General features: G+C 52.8%; 22 protein-coding genes. 12 read left to right on the plus strand and 10 right to left on the minus strand.

Annotated features, from left to right (window positions below; genetic code table 11):
* The first annotated feature begins 129 nt into the window (after positions 1 to 129).
* A complete protein-coding gene (locus tag HXW94_RS02665) occupies positions 130 to 669 on the plus strand; it encodes a nitroreductase family protein (protein ID WP_178365359.1) in 540 nt (179 codons plus the stop codon).
* A 205-nt stretch (positions 670 to 874) separates the two neighbouring features.
* On the opposite strand, the gene HXW94_RS02670 is transcribed toward HXW94_RS02665, so the two are convergent.
* From HXW94_RS02670 to HXW94_RS02705, 8 genes are all read right to left on the minus strand, one after another.
* Positions 875 to 1,579 carry a TIGR04283 family arsenosugar biosynthesis glycosyltransferase gene (locus tag HXW94_RS02670; protein WP_178365360.1) on the minus strand — a complete coding sequence of 235 codons (705 nt, stop codon included), beginning with the start codon at positions 1,577 to 1,579 and terminating at the stop codon, positions 875 to 877.
* Complete coding sequence (locus HXW94_RS02675; RefSeq protein ID WP_178365361.1) at positions 1,576 to 2,244, minus strand: TIGR04282 family arsenosugar biosynthesis glycosyltransferase; 669 nt, start codon at positions 2,242 to 2,244, stop codon at positions 1,576 to 1,578. Before HXW94_RS02675 ends, HXW94_RS02670 begins: the two co-directional genes overlap by 4 nt.
* Positions 2,241 to 4,391 carry an FAD-dependent oxidoreductase gene (locus tag HXW94_RS02680; protein ID WP_178365362.1) on the minus strand — a complete coding sequence of 717 codons (2,151 nt, stop codon included), beginning with the start codon at positions 4,389 to 4,391 and terminating at the stop codon, positions 2,241 to 2,243. Before HXW94_RS02680 ends, HXW94_RS02675 begins: the two co-directional genes overlap by 4 nt.
* On the minus strand, positions 4,388 to 10,207 hold the full coding sequence (locus tag HXW94_RS02685) for a DEAD/DEAH box helicase (RefSeq protein ID WP_178365363.1): 5,820 nt from the start codon (positions 10,205 to 10,207) through the stop codon (positions 4,388 to 4,390). The genes HXW94_RS02680 and HXW94_RS02685 overlap by 4 nt, the downstream gene beginning before the upstream one ends.
* A gap of 5 nt (positions 10,208 to 10,212) precedes the next feature.
* Positions 10,213 to 11,469, minus strand: coding sequence for a BREX system ATP-binding domain-containing protein (locus tag HXW94_RS02690; protein WP_178365364.1), 1,257 nt, complete (start codon positions 11,467 to 11,469; stop codon positions 10,213 to 10,215).
* Between the two features lie 15 nt (positions 11,470 to 11,484).
* Positions 11,485 to 12,798: a BREX system ATP-binding domain-containing protein gene (locus tag HXW94_RS02695; protein ID WP_178365365.1), complete on the minus strand. Its 1,314-nt coding sequence runs from the start codon at positions 12,796 to 12,798 to the stop codon at positions 11,485 to 11,487.
* A gap of 13 nt (positions 12,799 to 12,811) precedes the next feature.
* Complete coding sequence (locus HXW94_RS02700) at positions 12,812 to 13,648, minus strand: hypothetical protein (RefSeq protein WP_178365366.1); 837 nt, start codon at positions 13,646 to 13,648, stop codon at positions 12,812 to 12,814.
* Positions 13,649 to 13,711: 63 nt separating this feature from the next.
* The gene (locus HXW94_RS02705) at positions 13,712 to 14,050 is read right to left on the minus strand and encodes a type II toxin-antitoxin system HicB family antitoxin (RefSeq protein WP_178365367.1); all 339 of its coding nucleotides are present in this window, start codon (positions 14,048 to 14,050) and stop codon (positions 13,712 to 13,714) included.
* A 203-nt stretch (positions 14,051 to 14,253) separates the two neighbouring features.
* Between HXW94_RS02705 and HXW94_RS02710 the strand changes: the two genes are divergently transcribed.
* Genes HXW94_RS02710 through HXW94_RS02725 form a run of 4 tightly spaced genes read left to right on the plus strand, consistent with a single transcriptional unit; the run spans position 14,254 to position 18,681 of the window.
* Complete coding sequence (locus HXW94_RS02710; protein WP_178365368.1) at positions 14,254 to 14,898, plus strand: arylesterase; 645 nt, start codon at positions 14,254 to 14,256, stop codon at positions 14,896 to 14,898.
* The gene (locus HXW94_RS02715) at positions 14,895 to 15,560 is read left to right on the plus strand and encodes an ABC transporter ATP-binding protein (protein WP_246293704.1); all 666 of its coding nucleotides are present in this window, start codon (positions 14,895 to 14,897) and stop codon (positions 15,558 to 15,560) included. The genes HXW94_RS02710 and HXW94_RS02715 overlap by 4 nt, the downstream gene beginning before the upstream one ends.
* Positions 15,560 to 18,112: an ABC transporter permease gene (locus HXW94_RS02720; RefSeq protein ID WP_178365369.1), complete on the plus strand. Its 2,553-nt coding sequence runs from the start codon at positions 15,560 to 15,562 to the stop codon at positions 18,110 to 18,112. Before HXW94_RS02715 ends, HXW94_RS02720 begins: the two co-directional genes overlap by 1 nt.
* 26 nt (positions 18,113 to 18,138) lie before the next feature.
* Positions 18,139 to 18,681 carry a hypothetical protein gene (locus HXW94_RS02725; RefSeq protein ID WP_178365370.1) on the plus strand — a complete coding sequence of 181 codons (543 nt, stop codon included), beginning with the start codon at positions 18,139 to 18,141 and terminating at the stop codon, positions 18,679 to 18,681.
* A 30-nt stretch (positions 18,682 to 18,711) separates the two neighbouring features.
* On the opposite strand, the gene cutA is transcribed toward HXW94_RS02725, so the two are convergent.
* Positions 18,712 to 18,936 (minus strand): divalent-cation tolerance protein CutA, encoded by a 225-nt coding sequence (gene cutA / locus HXW94_RS02730; RefSeq protein ID WP_178365371.1) that lies wholly within the window; start codon positions 18,934 to 18,936, stop codon positions 18,712 to 18,714.
* Positions 18,937 to 19,114: 178 nt separating this feature from the next.
* Positions 19,115 to 19,546: a flavodoxin domain-containing protein gene (locus tag HXW94_RS02735; protein WP_178365372.1), complete on the minus strand. Its 432-nt coding sequence runs from the start codon at positions 19,544 to 19,546 to the stop codon at positions 19,115 to 19,117.
* Between the two features lie 254 nt (positions 19,547 to 19,800).
* Here HXW94_RS02735 and rsxC point away from each other — a divergent pair, with 254 nt between their 5' ends.
* The 7 genes from rsxC (at position 19,801) to HXW94_RS02770 (ending at position 25,594) form a co-directional block, all read left to right on the plus strand.
* The gene (gene rsxC, locus HXW94_RS02740; RefSeq protein WP_178365373.1) at positions 19,801 to 21,168 is read left to right on the plus strand and encodes an electron transport complex subunit RsxC; all 1,368 of its coding nucleotides are present in this window, start codon (positions 19,801 to 19,803) and stop codon (positions 21,166 to 21,168) included.
* 71 nt (positions 21,169 to 21,239) lie between these two features.
* On the plus strand, positions 21,240 to 22,256 hold the full coding sequence (locus tag HXW94_RS02745) for an RnfABCDGE type electron transport complex subunit D (protein ID WP_178365374.1): 1,017 nt from the start codon (positions 21,240 to 21,242) through the stop codon (positions 22,254 to 22,256).
* A gap of 4 nt (positions 22,257 to 22,260) precedes the next feature.
* Complete coding sequence (locus tag HXW94_RS02750) at positions 22,261 to 22,962, plus strand: RnfABCDGE type electron transport complex subunit G (protein WP_178365375.1); 702 nt, start codon at positions 22,261 to 22,263, stop codon at positions 22,960 to 22,962.
* Positions 22,962 to 23,579, plus strand: a complete 618-nt coding sequence (gene rsxE / locus HXW94_RS02755; protein WP_178365376.1) for an electron transport complex subunit RsxE — start codon at positions 22,962 to 22,964, stop codon at positions 23,577 to 23,579. Before HXW94_RS02750 ends, rsxE begins: the two co-directional genes overlap by 1 nt.
* 24 nt (positions 23,580 to 23,603) lie before the next feature.
* Positions 23,604 to 24,392: an electron transport complex protein RnfA gene (locus HXW94_RS02760; protein ID WP_178365377.1), complete on the plus strand. Its 789-nt coding sequence runs from the start codon at positions 23,604 to 23,606 to the stop codon at positions 24,390 to 24,392.
* Positions 24,389 to 25,207 carry an RnfABCDGE type electron transport complex subunit B gene (locus tag HXW94_RS02765; RefSeq protein WP_178365378.1) on the plus strand — a complete coding sequence of 273 codons (819 nt, stop codon included), beginning with the start codon at positions 24,389 to 24,391 and terminating at the stop codon, positions 25,205 to 25,207. Before HXW94_RS02760 ends, HXW94_RS02765 begins: the two co-directional genes overlap by 4 nt.
* 3 nt (positions 25,208 to 25,210) lie before the next feature.
* Positions 25,211 to 25,594 carry an LOG family protein gene (locus tag HXW94_RS02770; protein WP_178365379.1) on the plus strand — a complete coding sequence of 128 codons (384 nt, stop codon included), beginning with the start codon at positions 25,211 to 25,213 and terminating at the stop codon, positions 25,592 to 25,594.
* The last annotated feature ends 90 nt before the right edge of the window (positions 25,595 to 25,684 follow it).

A 25,684-nucleotide genomic window follows, 5' to 3' on the forward strand; every position in this document is an offset into this window, starting at 1 on the left:
TTAATTTCAATGATCCAAAGGAGTTGCACAAATGACTGGTAGCAATCCTAAGGGCAGGCACGAGGGGCTGCCCCTACAGCGGTCGACGTTAAAACCGATCCCCAAAATGACTAAGAAACAGGAGTAAACATGTTGATTGAATTATTGCGTAAAAGAAGAAGCATCCGGCAGTTTGAAGATAAACCCGTAAGTTCTGAACAGTGCGATATTCTGATCGAAGCTGCAGTTCGGTCTCCAAGTTCCAGAGGCTTTAATCCATGGGAGTTTGTGGTGGTCAAAGATAAGAACCGCATCGTACAATTGTCCCAGGCCAAATCCCATGGCGCCGCTTTTTTGAAAAATGCGCCTTTGGCCATGGTCGTGTGTGCCGATACATCAAAAAGCGATGTCTGGATTGAGGACGCCTCCATTGCCGCCATTATTATTCATTTGGCTGCTGCGGATTTGGGACTGGGGTCCTGTTGGGCACAGATGCGTCTGCGCACCCGCGACGACGGTTCCTCTGCCTCGGATTATATTGCAGGCATTCTTGATCTGCCGGAACATATTCAGGTGGAGGCGATTATCGGCATTGGCCATCCTGCAAGTGAAATGGATGGTCATGGTGCGAACACGCTTTTATATAATCAGGTCAGTTATGAAAAATTCGGTCAGCGCAGTTATAGTTAACATGAATCTTAAATAATTTGCCCGTTTTTCTATATCCGGGAGCGCGGGCCTTGATCATCGTTTCGGCCAATGGTAGGTTGGGTTGAGGAACGAAATCCAACAATTACAAAATGTTGGGTGTCACTTCGTTTAACCCAACCGACACGGTGGCCCAAATGATGATCATGGCCTTATTTCGCTCTCATTCCTAAACAGCCTATGGCTGTTATAAAAAGCGATAGTAGTTTTTTAATTTTTCAGGACTGACGCCGATATAAAACAGTAATTGGAGCATCCAGTTGCGGAACGTTGTGTATATCATGCCTTCTTTTTTCCAGCGTCGGGCCGATGTAATTACCGGATCTGAAATAAACCGGAGCCGGTATCCCTTTTGTCTGAGTCTAAGCATAATGTCGATATCTTCCATCAGCGCAATCGGTTTATATCCCCCCAATTTACGGAAACAGTCCGCCTTCATGAATATGGCCTGATCCCCAAAAGGAATACGGGTGATCCGGGAACGAAGGGTGGCGGTTTTTTCGATGATGCGAAAACCCGGATGCGCTCCGTCAATGACCAGATCAAACGCACCGGCAACCATATCTTTGTCCCGGCAGACATCCAGAATCGTCCTGAACGCATTGGCAGGCAAAATGGTATCTGCGTGAAGAAACAACAGGACACCTGCGGTTGCGGTGTGGGCGCCGGTGTTCATCTGCACGCCCCGGCCCGCTGGAGATGCTTTTTTTATAATATCCGGATCATTGATGACCTTCAGGGTGCTTTTTTCCGGATCACCGTCCACCACAATGATTTCTACCAAAGAAACCATCCCCGATGCCGATGCTGATGATTTTATGCGGTCAATGGTCAGGTTTATGCAATGGCTTTCACAATATACCGGTATGATGACGGATATCAGGGCAGTCAAAATATCAGTCCTTTTTTCTGCAGGTAACGGATGGTGTGCATGGCAGGCCCACTTGCCGGATCAATCCCCAGGAGCTGCAAATCCGCTTTGGTGTCGATATCCCGCCAGACCGGCAGGCAAACGGGTGACACACCATGGCCCGAAAAATTATTCTGGGTCAGGTCAAATACATGGTGGGTTCCCCAGGGAATATGATTAAAAATTTCGGGAATAAACCCTTTGGCCGTGAATCCGATCAAATAAAATCCGCCATCCGGACTTGGGCCGATGACCGCATCGCTGCTGTTCAATGCGTTAAAGGCGGTATCAATGATGTCAGGCGGCAGGTCGGGCAAATCAGACCCAATCAGAACAGCCCGCTCATACCCGGCGGCAAAGGTCTCTGCCAGGGCATTTTGCATTTTATCGCCTAATGTGGTGCCGGCCTGGGGGAAAAGATCCAAATCGTTGCCCAGCCATGACCGGATGCGACGACCGCTCTTTTCAGGATGATAGTACACCCTTAACGCCCAGGGTGTTGATCGAACCATATCCAGAACATCCATCACAAAATATTGATACAGCGCCAGCGCGGCTTTTTCCCCCACGCCCTTTGCCAGTCGCGTCTTGACCCGGCCTTTTTCCGGGGATTTGATAAAAGTAATCACTGCATTATTTTTTGTCATTTTTTGCGCTGCCAGGCCAGATATCGTTCCACAAATCCCAGGGCGGTTTCAGGCATCCTGGCCCTTTTCCAGGCCCCGGCGGCAGAGCGGCCGGACTCTGCCAGGGTCGGATAAATATGGATGGTGCCAAGAATTTTATTCAATCCGATATTGTATTTCATGGCCAGAATAAATTCATGGATCAAATCACCGGCATGGGCACCCACAATGGTCACCCCCAGAATCCTGTCTTTTCTGGGGACGGTCAACACCTTGACAAATCCGTGGGCTTCAGCGTCGGCAATGGCCCGGTCCAGGTCGTCAATGTTGTAACGGGTAACCTCATACGGGATATTGGCGGCCAGGCAATCGGTTTCGTTCATCCCCACCCGGGCCACTTCGGGATCGGTAAAGGTGGACCAGGGAATCACCCGGTAGTCGGCCTTGAATTTTTTAAAGTCCCCGAACAAGGCGTTTACACACGCATACCAGGCCTGGTGGGAGGCCACATGGGTGAATTGATAAGGCCCTGCCACATCACCGGCGGCATACATATTGGGAATGGAGGTCTGCAACCATTTATTGGTTTTAATGGTGCCGTCAGGGTTCAGTGCCACCCCCAGTTTTTCCAGGCCCATGCCCCGGGTATTGGCCGCGCGGCCTGTGGCAAGCAGGATCGCGTCAAATTCAACAGCCACGTCCTGCTTGTCAGAATTCCGGGTGCAGATCAGGGTTTTGCGGTCCCCGTCCACCCGTATTTCCTTGGTCTTATGCCCGGTGAGGACCCGGATGCCCTCTTTGGTGAAAATCGCTTTAATAAAATCCGCCACATCCTCATCCTCCCGGCCCATGATCCGGGGCGCCCGGCCCACCTGGGTCACCTGGGCGCCCAGACGGGCAAAGGCCTGGCTGAGCTCGCACCCGATGGGGCCGCCGCCCACCACCAGCAGACGCCGGGGCAGTTGCCGCAAGCCCCAGACCGTGTCGGAGGTCAGGTACGCCACCTGATCCAGACCGGGGATGGGCGGGATTCTGGGTCCGGCGCCCGTGGCCACCACAATACTGCGGGTGGTTATGGTTTTACCGTTTACTTCAATTTCATATGGGGAGATAATTTGAGCCTCTCCTGAAATGCAGTCAACCCCCAGTTGGGTATACCGTTCCACAGAGTCATTGGGCGCTATTTTTTTTATGATGTTTTCCACCCGCGCCATCACGTCACTAAATTGAAAGTCAACCCGGGCACGTTCAAAACCAAACTCCTTTGCCCGTTTGGCATAGGAAAGCATTTTTGCGCTGCGGATCAATGATTTGCTGGGTACACACCCGGTGTTCAGGCAGTCTCCGCCCATCTTGTCCTTTTCAATCAATGCCACACCGGCTTTCACCGTGGCGGCGATATACGAGGTCACAAGCCCTGCGGAACCGGCACCGATGACCACCAGGTTATAGTCAAATCGAGAGGGCTTACGAAATTTTGCCATGACCCGCCGTTTTTTTAAAACGTTGGTAAAGGCCCTTGCGATCCAGGGAAAAACGCCTAAAAGCGCAAAAGAGGCGATCAACGCGGGGGAAAGAATCCCGGACGGGGTTTTGACCTGGGCCAGCTGGGTGCCGGCATTGATGTAGACAAGGGTGCCGGGAAGCATCCCCACCTGGCTGACGATATAAAACATGCCCGCCTTAATGGGGGTAAGCCCCATGACCACATTGATAACGAAAAAGGGAAACACCGGCACCAGCCGCAGGGTGAAAAGATAAAAGGGTCCATCATTTTCAATCCCTTCATTAATTTTTCGCAACCGGTCGGCAAATCGGTCCTGGATATAGTCCTTTAACAGGAATCGCGCGGCAAGAAATGCCAGGGTGGCACCGATGCTGCTGGCAAATGAGACAATAACCGTGCCTGCCGGCAGACCGAACAAGGCACCGCCTGCCAGGGTCATCACGGCTGCGCCCGGAAGTGACAGTCCTGTTATAATGATATATGCCCCAGCATAAATGACAATGGTCAGAAAGGTGTTTGCGGCATAAAATTTCTCCAGGGAGGCTTGTCGGGCTTTAAGATTTTCAAAAGAAACCAGATGATGAAGGTCAAAGGCAAAAAATAACACAAAGCCCAGGATAAAAATGCCAATAATAAGTATTTTAATGACTTTGTTATTCATAAAAATCCTTTATTCAGGGATATCTGTTTAGAAAAATGAAATACTGCGTTTTGGGCCCGGCAATGGGCTAGCAGCTGTTTGAAGCAGCGGTGTCTCGCCAGCAGGGTGTCTGAATCGGGAATAAGCGAGAAAAAGGCCTGGCTGCCCATGATGACCAGTTTTTTTCCGGCCCGGGTCATGGCTACATTGAGGCGGTTGGGGCTGTTTAAAAATTCGCTGGTCAGATGATCCGGGTCCGAGGCGGTGAGCCCGAAGAAGATGACCTCCCGCTCGGCCCCCTGGATTCGTTCCACGGTGTCCACAAGAGGGAGACAGGCAGGGGGGTGATGGTCTGCCATGATTTTTCCTAAGCGCTGGAGGATGGCGTTGTTCTGGGCCCGGTGGGGGGTGATAATGGCCATCCGGTCCGGGGATAGGCCGTGGGCCAGGATCAGGCGGCCGGCCAGGGCGGTCATGAGATCCGCCTCCAGATCCGATTGCTGGGTGCAGCCCTGGTGATCCGTTAATACCAGGGTAACAGGCTGTTCCGGATTCAGGATGTCACTGAGTACCGGGTCGTCCCCCGTTGGGGAGTATGTTTCATCCGGGTCGTCCAGGCAAAGCCGTGCATTTTCCACGGACGGGGCCGGGTAAAGCCGGCTGTGGTACCAGGTTTTGGATGGAAATGCGCAGATTTCTCTGTTCATCCGGTAGGTGGTGTCCAGGGTGACCTGGCACTCTTCAGGATAGAGGTCCCGGAGATTGGAGAGAATGGATCTGTTCAGGCGGATTTCGTTTTCATTGTCATCTTTATTATCACCAGGGTCATGGGGATCATAATTGCCCATGATAATAGGAGGAAGCTGGTGGACATCGCCCAGGAAAAGAAAATTTCCCCTGCCGTAGATGAGACTGAGCAGGGCCTGGGGCACCGGGACCTGGGAGGCTTCGTCAAAAATCATCCAGTCCAGGGCCAGGGGAAAGCCTTTGTCCCTGCTCTTGAACAGGGAATAAAATCCATATCCGGTGGCGCCTAAAATCAGCCAAGACCGGGTGGGCAGATCCCGGGCGTCCTTTGTATATTCCACGGTCATGGCGGCATCACCGGGATTGGATCTTTCGGAGGCCGGCGTGTCGTCCTCCCCCCATTTGACGCATTGACCCGGAAAATCACCCGGCAGATACTGGTTGACCAGTTGGACCACTTTTTTTAATACCGTGTCAATGGCCTGGTGGGTCAGGGCGCTGATGCCGATGCGCAGGGGCTTTCCCGCTTCATGGGCTTCACGGATCAGGGCAATGATGATCCATCCCAGCAGATGAGTTTTCCCCGTGCCGGGCGGGCCCTGGATCATGGCGGTGCGGTATTGGAAGGGGCGTTTTAACGCCTGCTGCTGGGAGGGGTTGAGGCCGTGGTTATCCCGGGCCAGCCATGTGTCCACCCAGGCCGCTGATGCCGGTGGCTGCCTTTCCAGGGCTGTTCCGGCCAGAAGCTGCCGCAGATGGAAATATTTTTTTTCTGAGAACAGGGTCTGGGCGGCGTGGTGCAGCTTTTCCCGGTTCCAGTCATCCATATCTTCTTCAAGGGAGTAGAAAAATGTTTTATTGAGATTGATCTTGCCGGACCGGGAAAGGAGCCCGATGTCACCGGCTTGCCTGTCATATTCCACCATGATTACGGGAAAGCCGTTTTGCAGATCGGCCATGCCATGGGGCACCAGTTTGAGAAAATCCCCCTGGCGGAATTTGGCCGGCCGGGTCTGGTCTGTGGTTTTGAAAATATTGATAAAACGCCCGGTGCTGTCCAGCCGGGTCTGGTGGAATTTCAGGTATCCCAGGGACCTGAACCGCAGCATCCGCTCTGCCAGGGGCTGTTCCTGGAGCATCATGATATCGGCCGCTTTCAGGCGTTGTTCCTCCTGGATGAATGTTGTATAGGCCCGGGTTTTTTTATCTGTATCGTTGCTTGAAGGCCATTCCCTGATCCACTGGCTTTGCAGTTGGGACACGGCGGTCTGGTACAACTCAGCCATGAGCGCAAGGCCTTTTTTGACTTCGGTTGCAGCCCGACCGATATCGCTGATATATCCGCTGTTGTGGTGAAACAGGGTCGGTGGCGGGGCAGGGACGGTTTGGCATTTGAAGATGCGGCCCAGGGTGTAAAGGGATGCTGTGCCCGGCGCGGGCATATAAAAGTGGGCGGTCAGGACCGTTTGTATATCCGTCCAGGACGAGGGCTGGGGTTGGCGGAGAAATTCCCAGGCGGGGTCCTGTGCCTCCCCAAGCCATTGATTCAGGGCAGCCGGTGTCTGGGGGCCGAAATGGAAAAGATGGGGGCCCTGGCCGGCATGGATGCTCTGTTCCCACAACCGCCCCAATTCACTTAAGAACGTTTGTCGGACGGCCTGCCGCTCTGTCTCGGTTTCCATAGTCCATACATTTGATGTAACCGTTTTCCGGCCGTCTGTATCCAAGACCAGCCACCCCAGGACCCGGGGCAGGCCGTTCAGGGGATCTTTTTCCAGGTGGATGAAAATGCGCCTGGACAGGTTGGCTGGAAAGCGGTGGGTCTTTTTTTCGTGGCAGCTGATGCGGCCGGTTAAAAAGGCGTCACCCCATCCCATTAATTTTTTCTGCTGTCCCGGAGAGAGCGCAACACTCTCTTGCTCAAGAGTACCAGAGAGCTGTTCAAGGGTGGTGCACCCCATCTGCTGCAGGGCCGCCAGTTCGCCCCGGGTTAATTTCGGCAGGAACCGGATCTCCTCACAGGTCAGGGCCTGGTGGTAGCAGCCGGGGAATCCTGAACAGGCAGTGCACAGGCTTTGAAGCCTGTAATCTGCATGGACCGGCAGGCCGGAAAGCACATGGCCAAGATGGTGCAGGAGCGTGGGCAGGGCCGCCATATAAGGGGTTAAATCAAATTCATGAATCTGATACGGTTCTGTTTCCCGGACGTCGCCCAACGGCGGCGGGGTAATGATGAAGCCTTTGCCGGAGACCCGGGCAGGCAGCTTGCAGTGGTCTATCAATTGTTCCAGTGCCAGGGCATAGAAGGCCACCTGCCATTTATGGTGGTATCCTGGTGTCCGGCTGCGCTTGATATCCCCGGCTTCAATGATTGTCTGTCCGCCTTTGCCTGGGAACAGCTTCAGAAGATCCGGGATGCCGATACCTGTAATTTGGGGGAATTGATGGATGGGCGCCTCTGTTTTGAGATAGCACTGGGAGAGCCAGACCGGCCGGGCGTTGTCCGGGTCACGGCCGATCAGTTGCGCGATTGTTTCTTCCAGCAGCTTAACGGAAGGGGCCCACCGGGGTTCGCCGGCCGCTGCCGGTTCCGGGATTGCCGGGCGGTTCCCCTGTTGTTCAAGGGCTTGCAGCACCGCCTGTTCATGTTGGATGCCCTGTTCCCGGGCAAGGGCCATGACATCGTCCTGCGCTGTCACAGGATGGGCCAGGCCAAGGTAGGACAGGCAAAACCTGCGGTCACACTGGCCGTGGAAAATATAATCACTGACCATGGTGGCGGTAAGGGCGCGGGCGTCGGTCCGGTTCGGCTCAAGGCAGGGGGCCTGCCATCCGGGAAATAAAAAAGGGGAATCTTCCGGCGGTGTTGCGGTCTGTTTTTCATGGGACAGGAGCGCTGCGCCGGCTTCCATCTCAAAGCGTGGCGATTCATCGGCAGCCATGGGCAACGGTTCGGCAAGGTCGGCCATATCCCCGGAAACAATATCCGAACCTAATTGCAGATACCGGGCAAAGGTATCTGCCACCCGTTGATCAAAGAGGAAATCCGCCACCTCTTCCATCATCTGTTTTTGGGGCAGGGTCCGCCAGAAAATACTCAAGGGAATCAGGTTGCGCAGCACCCTGAAATGGGCCGAGACCCAGGTGTGGAATGCTTTGTTTGTAACGGGCAGGTTCAGTTTTTGAAAGTCAATCCAGCAGGCACATTCCACACCGGTTTCGCTGGCGGCCACTGCCAGGTCATCATCCTGAAAATGGTCCCGGACAGCCCATTCCAGCACCAGGTTGCCGGCGGACCCCAGAAAAGTACGGAAATGGAACCTTGCCCGGGTCCCCGGCACCACATCAATGCCGTTGGCCAGCGTCACCCGCTTTTCAGAATATGACAGTTCATGGTGGAATAATTTTTGGGTCCGGCTCATGAGGCCGCTGTCCCGGGGCAGGGCGCCGCTCTCCAGGATACGCCCCATGGCCTGGGCCGTTTCCCAGGAGACATGGGCACCCAAGCCGACCCAGACCAGCTCCTTATCACTCTTTTTCATGGCCGGCCGGGCCGTGACTTTACCGGGATCATTTTCTTCAATTTTCAGGATTTTAAGACGTCGGCCCGAAAGATAGACCCGGTCCCCCACCGCCATCTGGTCCACAATGGACTGGGGGATATCGGCAATGGATTCCATGTTCACTTCAAGGATGTATTCCTTTTCGCTTTCCGGAAAGTTTCCCCAGATTTTATATTCCATAAAATGGTTCCGGTACTGCCAGCCGCCCCGGAGCAGGCCGGGCCGCTTGGTCCGTCTCAACCAGCCTTTTTTTTCAAGGGACTTGAAAATATCCGGCAGCAGGCTTTTGTGGGCCGGAAACAGGGCCTTCAGGGCATTGAGGGAAATTTCTTTTTTTTCGTAAAGACAGGAGATGACCTGCTGGCTCAACACACTGGGCAGGGTTTTGGGGATCGGGGCCTCGATTTTTCCCTGGCGGCCCAGTTCCAGCAGGGCAAGAAAGCGGATCACCTGGTTGCCGGCGGACTCCCCGGCGGTGATGCCCCAGAAATTAATGGACTGCCCCCGGCGGTTGGACCGGCCGATGCGCTGGAGAAAGGCCGACACCGATCCCGGGGGTTGGTAAAGGAGTACCGCATCCACATCCCCCACATCAATGCCCAGTTCCAGGGTAGAGGTGGCAATGCACAGGGCATGGGGATTTTTACGGAACCGGTCTTCCGCTTTTTTTCTTTCCTTTGCCTTGAGGTTGGCGTAGTGCAGCTCGGTGACTTCCCTGAACACCCCGTTGCGCCGGACAATGCCGGACAGCCGGTCGCAGGCCGACCGGCTGTTGCAGAAAATGAGAATTTTTCGATAGCCCCATTCCCGGTACAAATCATTGAGCAGGGCGGGCAGCTCGGTCTCTTCTTTTTTCAGATGGAGCAGGCGGGCCTGAATCTGCCGGTCCGCACTGGCCGAGATGGCGGTGCCGTCAGGCCTGAAATTAAGAAAATCCATGACTTCGGAGATACCGGCAATGGTCGCGGACATGGCGATTTTCTGTATGGGCGCGCCGGTTCTGCGTTCCAGGCGGGTGAATAGATAGACCAGGTGCCGGCCCCGGTACTGATGGACCAGGGGATGGATTTCATCGACAATCACGGTGCCCACCCGGGCCAAAAAGGCTTTGAGGCTGGTGTTGCTGCTGCCCAGCATTACATCCAGGGATTCCGGGGTGGTGAACATGATGTCCGGCCGCTGGGTTCCCCCCTTTTTGATGTCCCCGGTCCGGATGGCTAGGATCAGGTTCAGCCGCTCGGTGATGATGGGGTCAAACCGGCGCATGAGATCCTTGGCCAGGGCCCGGGTGGGAATGATGTATAACACGCCGTGGGCCCGGCCCGAGGTGATGACCCGTTCCAGGGCCGGGGCCATTACAGCCTCGCTTTTACCCGATCCGGTGGCGGCCTGGACGATGAGGTCCCGGCCTTCAAGGATGGGGTCAATGGCCTCAATCTGGATCGGCCGCAGACCGGCAAAGGCCCCGTAAAAGGGGCGGAAGGTGTTGGGGAGCCTTAAAAGGGGGTCGGGGGGGCCCTGGATCATGGAGTTCAGCAGGGCGCTTTCTGCTGTTCCAGATCCAGCTGGTTGACCAGGAGCCTTAATTTCATCCTGGATTCAGCCCCTTTGTTTCGGGAGAGGACCTGCTTCATTTCCCGGTCCAGTTCAGGGCTTTCCGGCGCCCACCCGTAAGCCCGGCCATGGAGGATTTTAAGCTTGTCCGAGAGTCTCTTCCATTCACCGGATGACAGGTCCTGGAGAGAATGGATATTGATCTTTTTCCAGGCCTTGTGGTAATTGCGGGCAAAGCAGGGAATGTCGTCGGTCGGCTGGTCGGTTTTCTGCCGTCCGCGGGGTTTGCGGGTCCGGTCCCAGGGCTCGGTTTCAACCAGGCTGAAAAAATCATGAGTAAAGGCAAATACCGGGTAAAATCCCTGTGCCGGGCGTTCCGGGCAGAAGATTTCATGGAGAAGATCATAGCTTTTGCTGCGGCTGGTGATGCGGGTCTGGCCGATGGATTCCCCTTCGTCAAAAAGCAGGACCCAGCCCCCGTATCCCATCTCCTTGATCAACCGGGCCAGCCCTTTTACCATGGCCAGATATTCTTTGGGTTCCCGGCAGACCAGGGAGTGGCCCTTGTAAAAGGGCACTTCCCGGTAATGGAAGGCCGCAGCAAGCTTATGGGCCGGGATCTCTTTGCCCATGAGCGCATTTTTCAGGGTCCAGGCAAAGGATCGGGGTTGAAACCGGGCATGTTTTTTTAAGTGTCGCTTGTTGGCCGGAATCTCCATGTTTTTGTGGGCCATGGCCGCCAGGATGGCCCGGAAGCGGTGGGGCATGTCACCGGGAATAAAATCACTGATGACCTTATTCTTATTTTCCGGCCGGGCCGGCCATTGGGCGGCTGCTTCCTTCCATACGTTTACCAGGTTGTTTTCTTCATTGGGAAAAACCATGGCCCCCATCAAAGCCCGGTAAACCGCTTGAAAGTCGTGAAAGGGAATTTGCCGGGGGTCCAGGTTGATATAGCTGACCACAAAATTATTTTCCAGGGCCCGCTGTTTCAAATAGGTGAGGCTGTGGGATTTGCCCTGGCCGTATGCGCCGCAGACACAGAGGTGGTAAGGCATGCCCTTGTCCAGGGCTGTAACCCCCTGGTCAAAGAGTTGATTGAGCTTGTCTTCCCCTGAGGTGAGCCATTGGACCCCCAGGGGATCAAACAGGCCCTCCCTGAGGCGCTCCACCGCCCTGCGGAGATGGAAATTTTTGGCGCCGTTGATCTGTGCGTTAAATGCCTTTTCATCCATGGTGTTTATTCCGATTTAATCATCCCAGGTGGGCTCCATCTGCTTCATTTTTTCCGCTTCCATCTCTTTTCGGGTCTCGACCATCTGCCGGGCCATGTCCATCTCCTCCGGAGACTCACCCTGTTCGGCCAGGTCCAGGACACCGATGAGCTGCTTGATGAAAAGCCGCACCTCGCTGATGACACCCATCCTTTTCTGGTTCTCGCAGATATCCTGTATGACCTTATCCGTAACCATCTCTTCCGGGGACCAGCGGTAAGCAACGCCGTGCAGGGAGAGCAGGCACCGGCCCAGGTCTGCCAGCTCTTCGGTTTGAAGCGGCGTCTGGTGGATATCCACAAGCACGCCCCGGTAATTGAGACGTTTGGCGTCGCCCATTGATGTCCCGATGGACCGCACCCGGCTCCACAGGGCGTCGTAGGATTTAAAGCCCTTTTCCGATACCAGCACGTCCGGGATGATGGAAAAGAAAATGTGGAGGTATTGGGCGGTCTCGCTGTTGTCGATGAAGAGACGGACATTTTCGTAAGCCGCATTGCGCACCGAGGCACTCATGGCCACCACCGTCTCCATTTCATCCATAAGCAGGATCAAACCCTGGTGCCCAAACCGCCGCAAAAACAGGATCAGGGAATTCATCAGCTGCCGGGCATTGACCTTGGTCAGGTATTCGTAAATCTGGAAGGGCTTGAGTTCCCGTTTGGTGACCTTGCCGCCCTCAAACCAGTGCATGAGGATTTCCCGGTCCGCCTTGCGGCGTTCCTCATCCTCCCCTTCCGCCAGGGGGGCAAACCGGTTGCTTACCAGGGCGGCCAGGGCATTGGCAAAATTGATATCCATGTCCGGGATATCCCTGAGTTCTTCGGCCAGGGCTGTACATTTTTCTGTGACGGCCGCTGCTTTGGCGTCTTGGAATTCCGGTGACAGGGACTCCAGCCAGGCGGTCAGCAGATTCCGGATGCCCACACCGTCAAAATTGCCCTGGAGCTGCCGGACAATGGACTGGTAAACGGTTTCAAATTTGTGGATGGGCACATCCCGGGTCAGGACTACAAAGGAGACGCCAAATCCTTTTTCCATGGCCAGATGCCGGATAACGGACATGAAATGGGTTTTACCGTCTCCGTAATCTCCGCTGATGAACCGTACCTTGGCCCCGCCTTCAGCAATGTAGTTTTCCAGGTCATCTTCGATATAGGCGAGCCATTTCTGTCGGCCCACGGTAAATACCGGCACATATTCCACAGGCACGCTGCCCTTGCGCAGCTCTTCGATGATGGCTCTGGCCTGGAAGGGTTTGAGTTCTTTGAGGGCATCCAATGATATCATGACCAAATATTCCTTAGGATTTATGGAAAGAGATGGCAGTGATCTGGCGCAGTTCCCCCTGGGTGTCCAGGAGCCACAAGGCCTTGTTTCGTCCTGGGGTGAGTTGAAGTTCGTATCCTTGGGAGGTGCCGCCGATGCCCGCCTGGTAGTACCGCCACAGGTCCACGGAAAACTGGTCCAGGCTGTAGCCTTTAAATTTCCCCTTGTCCATGTTTTGGAAAAAGGTTTTGGACTGCAAGGAGATCACATAGGCGAGGTAAAATTGCTGCATGGGCACGGGGCGGCCGGCGGGCAGATCTTCTTTTTCAAGGAGTTCCAGGTAGACTTTGCACAGGCCATCAATGAACTCCTGGGGATCATAGGGCTTGTCGTACAATTGCTTCTTGAGCCGGACCACCATGGCCATGATCCGCCGGGGATCAATGGATTTGAGTACTTTTTTGTTGATCTTCGTGGAGCGGCTGGCAAAATCAATCTCCCCGGTGATGCCTTTTAAAACCGTGAACCTGGGAAAATCCATCTCCATTTCGAGACCGGCCTCTTCGCATTTCCGGGTCAGATCTTCGATGAGATCCATGCGGTATTGCGCCACCTTTTCATCGGCATAGGTCCCCAGGGTTTCAAATATCGGGGCGCAGCTTTCAAGGGACTCGTCCTCGCATATATCCCCGGCCAGTTTGCTTTTGAGCAGTTCATCCAGTTGGAGAAAGTCATCCCTCTCTGCACATCGGATGCATTGTTTGATCAAATCGGCTTTTTTCTGTTTCTGGTTCAGATCCCGCTGAAAGGGCTGAACGATCTGTTTTAAATCCTCTTGAGCATCCTCAAGAAAGTCATTGGTTTCCGGCATGTGATTCCTCGTTTGTTTTCAAATTTTAATTGATTTGTTTTCTACACTGATGCCGGAAAAATTTCAATGGTTTTGGGTGTTGGCTTTCACAACCTCATGAAGCGTATCATGAATCCAGGCATTGAGACTTTTACCTTTTTTTCGGGCTTTAATGACAAGCAGTTTATGGAGTTCGGGTTCTACACGAACTAAAAACTTCCCGGAATACGGCTTTTCCGGCTCTTCGCCCCGTTCGGCACAAAATTCAAGATAATCTTCTACTGAATCATGAAAAGCTGCTCTCAAATCGTGAACCGTTTCACCTTCAAAGGTAATTACGTCCCTTAGATTAATGACTTCTCCGTGAAAAATATCAGCGTCGTCATCGAATTCGACTTTTGCAAAATATCCTTTATATTCCATCAACACTTGTCCAAGGAATATCTGAACGATCAGGGCGTTCAAATATTTTTTTTAGCGTTTGGCGTTGTTTTTTGTTCATGACAGTATGATATCATAGTATCATAGTTCGATACTATGATAAATTAAATAAATTTTTCTTTGTGGACGCTGTGTCCTCTGTGGTTTATTTTACATATTACTTCGGTGTTTTTGGGAGAAAGTAAATGAAAAAACGATATGTAACAGTCTTACTGGTTTTAATGGTCTGGGGAGGTGTTATGCCGGGCATGTTTGCGAGAGCATGGGGAAATCCAAAAATAAAAATTTTGTTCCTGGGAGATTCCATTACCGCCGGGTACGGGATCGCCCAGGAAGACGCCTATCCGGCCCTGTTGGGACAGAAACTTGAATCGCTCGGGATACATCATGTCGAGATCATGAACGGCAGCATCAGCGGTTCGACTACGGCCAGTGCCCTTTCCCGGCTCAAATGGTTCCAAAAAGCCGCTCCTGATATTCTGGTGCTGGCCCTGGGAGCCAATGACGGCTTAAGGGGCTTGTCCGTGGAAAATATGGAAGAGAACCTGGGCCAGACCATTACATTTGCAAAAAACAACAATATGGATGTCATCCTGGCCGGTATGCAGATTCCCCCCAATTACGGGCCGGAATATGCCGATGCGTTTAAACAGGTGTTTACCACGCTGGCCGATGACCACGGCATTGCTCTGATTCCTTTTCTCCTGGAAGGAGTAGGGGGCAGGCCGGACATGAACCAGCCCGACGGCATTCATCCCAACCGGGCAGGACATCAGCAAATCGCAAAAACCGTATTGCCTTTTATTTTAAAAAGGATTCAGGAGCCATGATGGGACTGGAAATTAATCATCTTTGCAAGTCTTTTTATTCTCCGGGAACCGGTATGATCCAGGTTCTGAATGATGTGAACCTTGAAATCCGGCCCGGCCGGACCTATGCCGTCATCGGCCAGTCCGGCTCGGGCAAGACCACCCTTTTGTCCCTGATTGCCGGCCTGGACCGCCCGGACAGCGGGGATATCATCCTGGACGGCGAAAATCTGGCCGCCATGAATGAAGACCGGCTGGCGCGGTTCCGGGCAGAGAACATCGGGATTATTTTCCAGCAGTTTCACCTCATGCCCCATTTGACGGCACAGGAGAACATCAGCCTGCCTCTGGAAATCCTCAAGGTCCCGGACATTGAGAGACAAACCCATGCCATGCTGGAAATGGTGGGGCTTTCCCCCCGGCGGCACCACCTGCCCGGCGCCTTATCCGGCGGAGAATGCCAGCGGGTGGCCATTGCCCGTGCCTTGATTGTTAAACCGTCCCTGATCCTGGCCGACGAACCCACGGGTAACCTGGATACGGCCACCGGCGAAACAGTGGCTGATCTGCTGTTTAACCTGGTGGACACTGAAAATAAAAGTCTGATCCTGGTAACCCACAATCCTGCCCTGGCCGACCGGTGCCGCAGTACATTCACCCTTGAACGGGGGGGACTGTCCTGATGTTTTGGATACGGACGGCGTTCAAGGAGTTGATCACCCACAAGGGGTTTTCCCTGTTTTTTATCCTGAACCTGGCCCTGGGACTGGCCGGGTTTATCGCCATCCAGTCCTTCCGGGAGTCTTTGGACCGCCACATGGATGAGAACCTTAAAGAAATTCTCACAGCCGATTTGGTGCTGATTTCCTATAATTCCCTGACACAGCAGGAGATGCAGCAGGCCGACCGGATACTGGCCGGATACCGGGACAAGGCCCGGCTGGTCACGTTTTTTTCCATGGCCCGGGGGCATGACCGGTCCAGGCTGGTCAGGGTTATGGCCATGGATGGGGCCTATCCCCTGTACGGTGGTTTTACGTTTGAAGAAGAGACGGATTCAAAAGATATCCAGGGTAACCCCGGGCTGTTTATGACCCGGGATACGGCCCGATCCCTTGGGATCAAGACCGATTCCGACCGTGGAAAACCGGTAAAGCTGGGAGAAAAAGCGTTTCTGATCCGGGATTTTTTCAAGGATGATCCGGACAAGAATCTGACGGGGTTGGAGCTGGCCCCCAAGGTTTATATGGGCCTGGACCAACTGGCCGGGACCGGGTTGATCCGGTTTGGCAGCCGGGTCCGGTATCTGTATTACTACCGATTCGAACCCGGCGTAAATCTGGAAGGAAAAATCCGCGACCTCAAACAGCATTTTTATGATCCGGTCCGGAACCAGCCCCGGCTTAATGTCTATGATGCCCGGGATGTCAACCAGCGACTGGGGCGTCTCAGCCGGTATTTTACCCGGTACATGGGCCTGGTCAGTATCATTGCCCTGTTTCTGGCCGGTATGGTGGCAGCCTATCTTTTCAGGGGGTTTTTAACCTTGAAATCAAAGGAAATGGCTATTTTGATGGCCGTGGGGGCGACCCGGAAATACATTTATTTTTATGTGAGTTGTCAGCTTCTGTTCCTGGGTACAATTTCAGCCGGCCTGGCGGTGATCGTTTCCATGGTGCTTCTGCCGGTTTTTCCCGTGATTTTCAAGGACCTGATACCGGCTCACCTGAACGTGGGCATGTCCTTTGATACCCTGGCCGTTGCCCTGGTTGTCGGCATCGCCGGCAGCCTGGTGTTTTGTCTGCCCCTGTTTGTCACGATTTTCAGTATCCGGCCCCTGACCTTGCTCCAGGGGCATTCCGTGACGCGCCGGGGCTCAAAACGCAAAACCCTGTGGCAGGCATTGTCATTTGTACCGGTCATCGCAGCGCTTTTTTTGATGTCTGTGATGGTGTCCGGGACCATGGTCGACGGCGCCCTGTTTGCCGGCGGATTTATTTTGGCTTTGGGCGTGTTTTCCCTGATCGGCGCTCTGGTGTTTTGGGCATGCCGTTTTCCGGCCGCTTCAAAGCAGATCCCGGTGAAGATCGCTTTTCGGAATCTGTTTCGCAACAAATGGTCGTCCCTGTCCTGTTTTGTTACCATTGCCATGGGCGTGTTCCTGATTGCCCTTGTCCCCCAGGTCCGCAAAGGCCTGGAAACCGAGATTATCCGGCCAAAAGGATTGAAAATCCCGGTATTGTTCCTGGCCGATATCCAGGAAGCGCAAAAAGCGTCCCTGATCCGGTTCATGAAAGCTCAGGAGGGTGAACTAACCCGGATTTCCCCCATGGTCCGGGGACGAATCAAGACCGTGAACGGCCGGCCCTTTTACGGGCGGCGGGATAAATCCGAAAAAAGGGCCCGGGGCCGGCGGCTGGCGTTTATTTTTTCTTTTCGCAAGACCCTTGATGCGTCCGAAAAGGTGGTCCAGGGCGCGCCCATGTCCCAAACCCCCTGGGAATTCGGCAGCAACACACCTTTTGAAATTTCTTTGGAACGATCCTTTGCCGACCGCCATGACCTAAAGATCGGTGACGCGCTGGAAGTGGATATCCAGGGGATTTTCCTGACCGGGAAAGTGGTCAACCTGCGCCAGGTAAAATGGGCCAGCTTCCAGCCCAATTTTTTTATGCTGTTCCAGGACGGGGTACTCAACGATGCCCCCAAAACCTATGTGGCCGGCATTTCCAACCTGGACCGTTCCCGGCGCCATGAACTGAAAAATGAAATTGTAGACCGATTTCCCAATATTTCCGTCATTGATGTGACCCAGACGGCCCAGACCATTCTGGGGGTGACCGACCGCCTGTCCCTGTCGGTGAAGTTTATGGCCTGGCTGGCCATTGCTGCGGGGCTTTTGTCCATATTTTCTATTTCCCGGCATGAGGCCTTTAAAAACCGGAACCAGATCAACCTGCTCAAGGTCCTGGGTACGGATTTCAATACGTTACAGCTTATTACTCTGCTGGAATCCGGGTTTGTCGGGTTTGCAGCAGGGATTACGGCCCTGTGTCTGAGTGTTGCGGTCTCCTTTGGGATCTCCTGGTATTTTTTTGACAGCCTGTGGCAGCCGGCCGAGGGGACCCTTTTCCTGATCCTGTGCCTCTCAACGGTGACCTGCATGGCCACCGGCCTTGGCGCGGCCTGGCAGGTCATGAAGGCCCGGCCGGTTCAGCTGCTGGGTCAAGGGTAAACACTTAAATAAATGGATAATCAGAAATGACCACGGCATGTGTAAGAAAAATATTGCCCAATGTTAAGGATTTTAAAACGTTTTGGAAAAAACAGGGTCCTTTCCGCTACGCACTGACAAGCAAGGAATACCCGCCTGTATTGCTGGAGCCCGAAGAGTGGATATTCGGCCAGGATAAACAGGCGGTTCTTAAAGAGCTGATGCAGTTTTCCCAAATGAAGATGTTCTTTGCACCGGCCCCGTTTAATCCGGACAATAAAAGTATCCTGCGCCCTGATGATATCTGTGCCTGGAAGATTGTCCATTTCCCGGACGCCTGGAATGCCATGATATGCGACGGATTTCTGCCCGAAGGTCAGCTTACCCGGGCAGTGGTGGATGAATGTATTGCCCTGGGTTTGAACCAGGATAAATCAGGTATAGAGCAGGCTTTTTTCAGCCTGCTGGAAAGTCAGCTGGATTGCATGGGCTATGTATGGCTGACGCCCCGGGGAAAAGCAAAATCCGCCTTTATTCATGAATACCTGGCGGAGTGGCGCCGGGATGAGGAAGAGGCCGGGCTACTGTAGCAGATGATCGAGTTTTATATCATTCATTAATCATCCTTTACTGACGCAGGGCCCACTTGCTTGGGCCTTCACCCAATCCAAAAACGCGTTATTGCCACCAGACACAGCCACTTCAACGATACAGGGACAATCATAGCTATGCATGCGCTTCACCGCCTCCTCCAGTTCAGGCAAACAATCCGCATGGGTTTTTGCAATCATCACCACCTCGCATTCATCCTGGATGGTCCCTTGCCATTCATAAACCGAACGCATACCGTGAAACTTCCCATCGGAAACACGGAAGGGAATAATCTAAGGGAGCGCGGGCGTCTTACCTGCTTCTTTACAGGAAAATATATTATATTTGTGGGTAGAACGCCCGATATTCTGAGGCTTAAGAATTGTTTCCAACGCAGAAGTTGGGCAAATTAACAAAAACCGGATCATCGAGTTATATCATTCCTGCAATCTCTTTTCCGTAGGCCTGGGCTGTTTCAACGCCGTCTTCAACCCAGGACGCCTTGATCATCAAAGGGCCGGGTGCTGTTCTCATTTTGAAAATATAGGTCATTGTGTCAAATATTCTTTTATTGGCCTCCCCGCTCCATCCATATGCACCAAAGGCCCCGCCCGGCTTACCTTTGAGCTGTGCGTTCTCAGCCATAAATAAAACTTGTTTCATGGCAGGCAGCATTTCTCCATGATAGGTGGGGGAACCGAAAATATAAGCATCGAACCCTGCTAAATCGTCTTTATTATTTATCTGTTCAGCGGTTTTAACCACCACCTGGTGCCCTGACTGACGAGCGCCCTCTGCGATTAACTCAGCGATTCCCTTTGTTTCATCTGCCCTGGATGAATACACAATCAATATGGTTCCCATTTTATTTTATCCTGTTTAATGTGAATTTACTTGAATTTAAATCTTCAAAGTTATTTTGTACATGGCTTGTATAATCAAAACGCATAACAAGGTAATATAAATTCATCACAGAGCCAAGAAAAATAGCTGTTTTTAAATTTGGGGCTTGATAAAATTTAAAAAATTTGGAATTTTAAGCTTTTCTTATGGATTTTTTTAGATACTGTCTTTTAGGTATTGTATAGCTAGATTAGAAACAAGGTATACAGGAATTTATGGGTTTATTTAAATTAAAGGGATTTCCGGGAACCGGCAGTTTTCCCCATGGGATTCATCCACCGGACAATAAAGCGTTGTCCGCCAACATGGCTGTTGAAGTGATGGAAATACCCCGAACCGTGACGTTACCGCTGCTTCAGCATCTTGGGGTGCCCTGCAAGCAGATTGTCAAGTCCGGAGAAACGGTTGGTTACGGGCAGATGGTAGGTAAGGGAGAAGCCTTTGTTTCCGCCTCACTTCACGCGCCGATTGCCGGAAAAGTTAAAAGAAATACAATGGTGACATTGCCCAACGGCAGACATCTTGATGCGATCACCATCCAGGCGGAAGGGGAGCAGATTCCCCCGGAAAGAATCTGGGAAGACGTGAAGTTTACACAATGGCCCCGGGACGGTTTTTCAGATTATGGGTCCATGGATATTGTTAAAAAGATTCAGGAATCCGGTATCGTGGGTTTAGGCGGGGCAGCGTTCCCCACCCATGTCAAGGTGATGCCCAATGATACCCGGGTCATTGATACTTTAATGGTAAACGGGTGTGAGTGCGAGCCCTATTTAACCTGTGATTACAGGCTTATGGTTGAGGCACCAGAGGTCATCGTGACCGGCGCACTTTTGACGGGCAGGGCGGTTTCAGCCAAAGAAATTGTCATTTGTGTGGAAGACAATAAACCCGAAGCCATAAAGCGGCTCCAGCAGGCCACCCGGCAAACGGTGGTACAGGTTGCCGTGTTGAAAACCAAATACCCCCAAGGCAGTGAAAAACAACTTGTAAAAGCAGTGGTCGGCCTCAATATTCCTTTAGGTGGTTTGCCGGCGGATGCGGGTGTTGCCGTGAGTAACGTGCAAACCATGGCCGCAGTGGCCCGCAGCATTATCAAGGATGTTCCTCTCACCCACAGGGTGGTCACTGTTTCCGGTCAGGGCATCTGCAACCCGAAGAATATTTTTGTGCCCATAGGGATATCTTTGGCCGAAGTGGTTGACTTCTGCGGCGGCCTGACGCCCAATGCGGCCCGGATCATTTCCGGCGGTCCCATGATGGGGTTTGCATTTTCGAATCTGTCTGCCCCTGTAACCAAGGGTACATCAGGCCTGACGGTGCTTACCCATGACGATGTGCGCAAGGCGGATGAAACCAATTGCGTACGCTGCGGGCGGTGTGTGGACGCCTGTCCCATGAACCTTGTACCCACAAGGCTGGCGTTAGCGGCCCGGTATAATAATCCCGAAATTGCAGCTCAGTATCATATTCGCGCCTGTGTTGAATGCGGGAGTTGTGCCTATGTATGTCCGGCAAAACTGAACCTGGTCCAGCTGATTCGTGAGGGCAAGGCTCAGCTGAACGCCTGGGAACGCCGCTGATTTCATGCCTGGAGCCGGCTTTGAGCAATAGGTTATAAAAAATACAAATTAATTGTTACAAGGAACAAAACGTGTCAGACACTAATAGACAGATAAATTCAGCCATGTCGCCTGAAGACAGGCCCGGGCGAAAGCCGCCTTTCATAAACGTGGCCCCGTCCCCGCATATTTCAGACAGCAGGGCCGATACACGCAGGATGATGGTCGATGTACTCCTTGGGCTGTCGCCTGCCATTATCGTATCGCTTTACTTATTCCGGTTCTATGCCCTTAAACAGCTTATTGTCTGTGTGGTTGCCAGTCTTGCGGCGGAATATTTCTTTGTCCGCATGCGGGGAAAGTCTTTTACCTTAAAAGATTGCTCCGCCATGGTTACGGGCGTTATTTTAGGCCTTTCCATGCCGGGGTCGGCTCCCTGGTTTGTAGGGGCTTTAGCCTCGGTGGTCGGCATCGGGATCGGCAAGATTATATTCGGCGGTATTGGGATGAACATATTCAACCCTGCCATGGTGGGGCGGGCGTTTGTCATGATTGCCTTTGCCCAGCTCATGGGGGCGGGCGCCTATGAAAATGTAACAGGGTTGGTGGATGCCGTGTCCGGGGCAACTCCGTTGAGTGCGTTGAAGTTCAATGGCGTTCACACCGATATTGCGCCATTGTTTATGGGTGTTACCAACGGGTCTATCGGTGAAGTCAGTGCCGGTGCCTGTATTTTAGGGGGGCTTTATCTGATTTACAGAAAAACCGCGTCCTGGCAGATTCCTGCAAGCATTTTGATAACCGTTGCCTTGATCGCGGCAATTACGGACATCGCAGGGGGATATCAAGGGGTGTTCCTGCTGCACCATCTATTTGCAGGCGCACTGATGTTTGGTGCCTTTTTCATTGCCACGGATCCCGCGACATCTCCGTTAACAGCTAAAGGGAAAATGATTTTCGGCGTGGGTACCGGTTGTCTGATCATGGTTATCCGTCTGTTTTCCGGTTATCCGGAAGGTGTGATGTTTGCCGTGCTGATAATGAATGCCATGACCCCGCTGATTAACCGCTGGACCATTCCCCAGCCCATGGGACAAAGGGAGGCCTGATATCATGTCATTGAAAAACAGTAACCTGGCCCAGGCCTGGCTGGTACTTCTCCTTGCCACCCTGTTCGGCACCGCCCTTGCCGGCATCCAGGCAAAACTCGGGCCTGTGATTGAGGCCAACAAGGTCAAAGAGACCATGGCAAAAATACCCGTACTGGTGCTTGGAGAGGATCTGGCTGCCGAGCTTGCCGATGACAACCAGACACTTACCATTAAATCACGGGTGGTTGAAGTAAAGAAGAACGGAATCACCAAATTTTACACCGTGTATGATGCCTGGCTGCCGGAAGGCAAAGTGGTTGGGCATGTGGTCAAAGCCGACGGCCAGGGATATGCGGATAAGATTGAGTTGCTGGTGGGAATTGATGCCCAGGGTGAACGCATTACAGGGCTTTTTGTGCTGGATCAGAAAGAGACCCCCGGTTTGGGTGCCAAGATTCTGGAACATGCCTGGCGGGGCCAGTTCAAAGAAAAATCCACGGCAAAACATCTTTCCGTTGTTAAGGGGGGTGGGGTCGAAGAAGATGAGATCGACGCCATTTCCGGCGCCACCATCTCTTCAAAAAGTGTGACCGGTATCGTGAATTCGGCCGTTGCCGATGTGGTATCACATCTTGACGTCCCCGCCGGTCCTGAAAACAACAAAATCCCGGCGGTTCAAAACAAGGAACCCGGTAAAAATAGTAAAAATAAGGAGCGTTCCTGATGGCAGATCAACCCACAGCGTTAGAGCGATTTGTACAGGGGATTCTGCCCGAGAACCCGGTCTACCGGCAGCTTCTTGGATTGTGTCCCACCCTGGCTGTCACCAACGGCATGAAGCCGGCGTTAACCATGGCCGTTTCCGTGGCCTTTGTTCTGGTCTGCGCCAATGTCGTGATCAGCCTGATCCGAAACCTGTTAAAACCCCATCTGCGGATCGTGGTGTTTACCCTGACCATTGCGACCTTTGTAACCGTGGCGGACAGGGTGCTGGCCGCATATATGTTCCAGATGAGTAAAACCCTTGGTCCCTATATCCCTTTGATCATTGTTAACTGCCTGATCATTTGCCGGTGTGAGGTGTGTGCATCCAAGCAGAATGTGATTACAGCGGCGGCCGACGGCCTGGGCCAGGCCATTGGATTCGGGCTGGCCCTGGCAAGTATTGCGGCGGTCAGGGAAATTCTGGGTACCGGTATGCTCATGGGATTCAGGGTCCTGCCGGCCTGCTGGCCGGACTGGGTCGTCATGGTACTGCCCCCGGGTGCATTTATTACACTGGGGCTGCTGCTGGGACTGGTGAATTATATTGATGATAAACGGGAACAAGCCCGTAAATAGAATTACAAAGATTGAGGCGAGTCTATGGACTATTTTGTGGAAATCCTGCTGATTGCCCTGTCAGCGTCGATAATTAACAATTTTATATTTTATTATTTTGTGGGCATCTGTCCGTTTGTGGGGGTGTCTAAAAAGGTCGAGATGGCTTTTGGCATGGGGTGCGCCGTGACCTTTGTGATGAGTATTGCCGCGTTTCTTTCCTGGAGCATCACGGTTTTTGTGCTGATTCCAGGCGCACCGGTGTCAACCTTTATTGCCGGTTTTTTTACCACGCCTGAAGCCGCCGCACAAATTGATCTGACAGTGCTCAGTTACATTGTATATATTTTTACCATTGCCTCGTCGGTTCAGTTTGTGGAGATGTATGTCAGAAGATTTTTTCCGCCGCTTTACCGGTCCTTCGGGGTGTTTTTGCCCTTGATTACGACCAACTGCGCCATCCTTTTTGCCTGCCTGACCATCATGAGTCATGTGGCAGGCGTTGACAACCCCAAAGCGGTGTGGGATTTGGGCAAAGCCATGACCCTGGCCCTTTTTGGCGGACTGGGATTCACCATTGCCATTGTGATTATGGCGGGTATCCGGGAAGAACTGGAACTTTGCGATGTTCCCAAGCCCTTTGAAGGGGCGGCTATTACCCTGGTCATCGGGGGGATTTTAGCCATTGCCTTTATGGGGTTTACCGGTGTGGATTCAGGCGTTAAAGAGGCATTAACGCCTTCGCCCCAGGTTTCCCAGGCTGTCGTACACGGGGAGCGTGTTGCCCTGCTTGATATTAAAGACAATAACATCCAGGGAGTGAGAATGCCATGATGATTTCCCTTGGTATTGCCGGCGCAAGCATGCTGGTTATGGCTGTGATATTTTCCTATATCCTGGGATGGGCCAATAAAAAATTTAAAGTTGACGTAGATCCTAAAATTGAAGCGGTCATAGAGGCGCTTCCCGGTGCGAACTGTGGTGGCTGCGGTTATCTTGGGTGCAGCGACTATGCCATCGCCATTGTCACTGACAATGATCCTGTGAACAAATGTACGGTGGGCGGCGCAGCCTGCGCCCAGCAGATCGCCGATATCATGGGGGTTGATGTGGGCGACATGGTGCCCATGCATGCCATTGTCCATTGCAACGCACCATTGTCCAGTCGTCTGGGACTGACCCAATACATGGGGGAACAGCGGTGCGCATCTGCCCAGCAGGTGGCAGATGTCCAGGCCTGCACCTTTGGATGCCTTGGGTTTGGCGACTGTGTTCAGGCTTGTAATTACGACGCCATCCATATCGTAGACGGCCTTGCCCGGGTGGATTATGAAACATGTATCGGTTGCGGTGCCTGTGCCAAGGTCTGCCCGAGAAATATCATCTCCATTGAGGGGTTCAGGGAAGCGGCCATACCCGTGGTGGCCTGCTCCAATAAAGACAAGGCAAAGGATGCCAAAGCCGCTTGTAAAAATGCCTGCGTTGCATGCAAAGCCTGTACAAAGGTGTCTGACCTCTTTACCATTTCGGACAATTTGTCTAAATGCAATTATGATGATTATTCAGCTCAAAAACGTGAAGAGGCCATGAAGGCCATTGAAAAATGTCCCACCGGATGCATTCATTTTGTGGGAACCCAGGTGAAATAAAGAATGCAGAACATATGTGTTTACTGCGGGTCCAGTGACGGGGCCCGTCCCGAATACAGACAGGGCGCGGCAGCCCTTGGCCGTGCCATGCTGGAAAAAGGGATTGATCTTGTTTATGGCGGAGCAAGTGTAGGGCTCATGGGCACGCTGGCGGACACCGTTCTCAAAGGCGGTGGCAGGGTCACAGGTGTCATTCCCGAGGCCCTGTTAAACCGGGAGATCAGTCATCCCGGCTTAACAGAGCTTGTGGTCGTGGATTCCATGCATGAAAGAAAATCCATGATGGCGGATCTGTCCGACGGGTTCATTGCGCTTCCCGGCGGAATCGGCACCATGGAAGAGCTTTTTGAAATAGTTACCAACTCCATAGAGAAATATAGAGATTGATCTTAAACAGGTTGATTGACTGTCAGCGGCGAACCACTTATCTCTCGAAGCGTATAGCTCAGTTCTAACCTGTCGGATGCACTACGAGCA

This window comes from Desulfobacter latus (genome assembly GCF_013389365.1).
Classification (GTDB): Bacteria; Desulfobacterota; Desulfobacteria; order Desulfobacterales; family Desulfobacteraceae; genus Desulfobacter; species Desulfobacter latus.

Excerpts from the sequence above, each read along its gene's own strand:
- HXW94_RS02665 (WP_178365359.1), top strand. The coding sequence starts at position 130 with ATGTTGATTGAATTATTGCGTAAAAGAAGAAGCATCCGGCAGTTTGAA.
- HXW94_RS02675 (WP_178365361.1), bottom strand. The coding sequence starts at position 2,244 with ATGACAAAAAATAATGCAGTGATTACTTTTATCAAATCCCCGGAAAAA.
- HXW94_RS02680 (WP_178365362.1), bottom strand. The coding sequence starts at position 4,391 with ATGAATAACAAAGTCATTAAAATACTTATTATTGGCATTTTTATCCTG.
- HXW94_RS02685 (WP_178365363.1), bottom strand. The coding sequence starts at position 10,207 with ATGATCCAGGGCCCCCCCGACCCCCTTTTAAGGCTCCCCAACACCTTC.
- HXW94_RS02690 (WP_178365364.1), bottom strand. The coding sequence starts at position 11,469 with ATGGATGAAAAGGCATTTAACGCACAGATCAACGGCGCCAAAAATTTC.
- HXW94_RS02695 (WP_178365365.1), bottom strand. The coding sequence starts at position 12,798 with ATGATATCATTGGATGCCCTCAAAGAACTCAAACCCTTCCAGGCCAGA.
- HXW94_RS02700 (WP_178365366.1), bottom strand. The coding sequence starts at position 13,648 with ATGCCGGAAACCAATGACTTTCTTGAGGATGCTCAAGAGGATTTAAAA.
- HXW94_RS02705 (WP_178365367.1), bottom strand. The coding sequence starts at position 14,050 with ATGGAATATAAAGGATATTTTGCAAAAGTCGAATTCGATGACGACGCT.
- HXW94_RS02710 (WP_178365368.1), top strand. The coding sequence starts at position 14,254 with ATGAAAAAACGATATGTAACAGTCTTACTGGTTTTAATGGTCTGGGGA.
- HXW94_RS02715 (WP_246293704.1), top strand. The coding sequence starts at position 14,895 with ATGATGGGACTGGAAATTAATCATCTTTGCAAGTCTTTTTATTCTCCG.
- HXW94_RS02720 (WP_178365369.1), top strand. The coding sequence starts at position 15,560 with ATGTTTTGGATACGGACGGCGTTCAAGGAGTTGATCACCCACAAGGGG.
- HXW94_RS02725 (WP_178365370.1), top strand. The coding sequence starts at position 18,139 with ATGACCACGGCATGTGTAAGAAAAATATTGCCCAATGTTAAGGATTTT.
- cutA (WP_178365371.1), bottom strand. The coding sequence starts at position 18,936 with ATGCGTTCGGTTTATGAATGGCAAGGGACCATCCAGGATGAATGCGAG.
- HXW94_RS02735 (WP_178365372.1), bottom strand. The coding sequence starts at position 19,546 with ATGGGAACCATATTGATTGTGTATTCATCCAGGGCAGATGAAACAAAG.
- rsxC (WP_178365373.1), top strand. The coding sequence starts at position 19,801 with ATGGGTTTATTTAAATTAAAGGGATTTCCGGGAACCGGCAGTTTTCCC.
- HXW94_RS02750 (WP_178365375.1), top strand. The coding sequence starts at position 22,261 with ATGTCATTGAAAAACAGTAACCTGGCCCAGGCCTGGCTGGTACTTCTC.
- rsxE (WP_178365376.1), top strand. The coding sequence starts at position 22,962 with ATGGCAGATCAACCCACAGCGTTAGAGCGATTTGTACAGGGGATTCTG.
- HXW94_RS02760 (WP_178365377.1), top strand. The coding sequence starts at position 23,604 with ATGGACTATTTTGTGGAAATCCTGCTGATTGCCCTGTCAGCGTCGATA.
- HXW94_RS02765 (WP_178365378.1), top strand. The coding sequence starts at position 24,389 with ATGATGATTTCCCTTGGTATTGCCGGCGCAAGCATGCTGGTTATGGCT.
- HXW94_RS02770 (WP_178365379.1), top strand. The coding sequence starts at position 25,211 with ATGCAGAACATATGTGTTTACTGCGGGTCCAGTGACGGGGCCCGTCCC.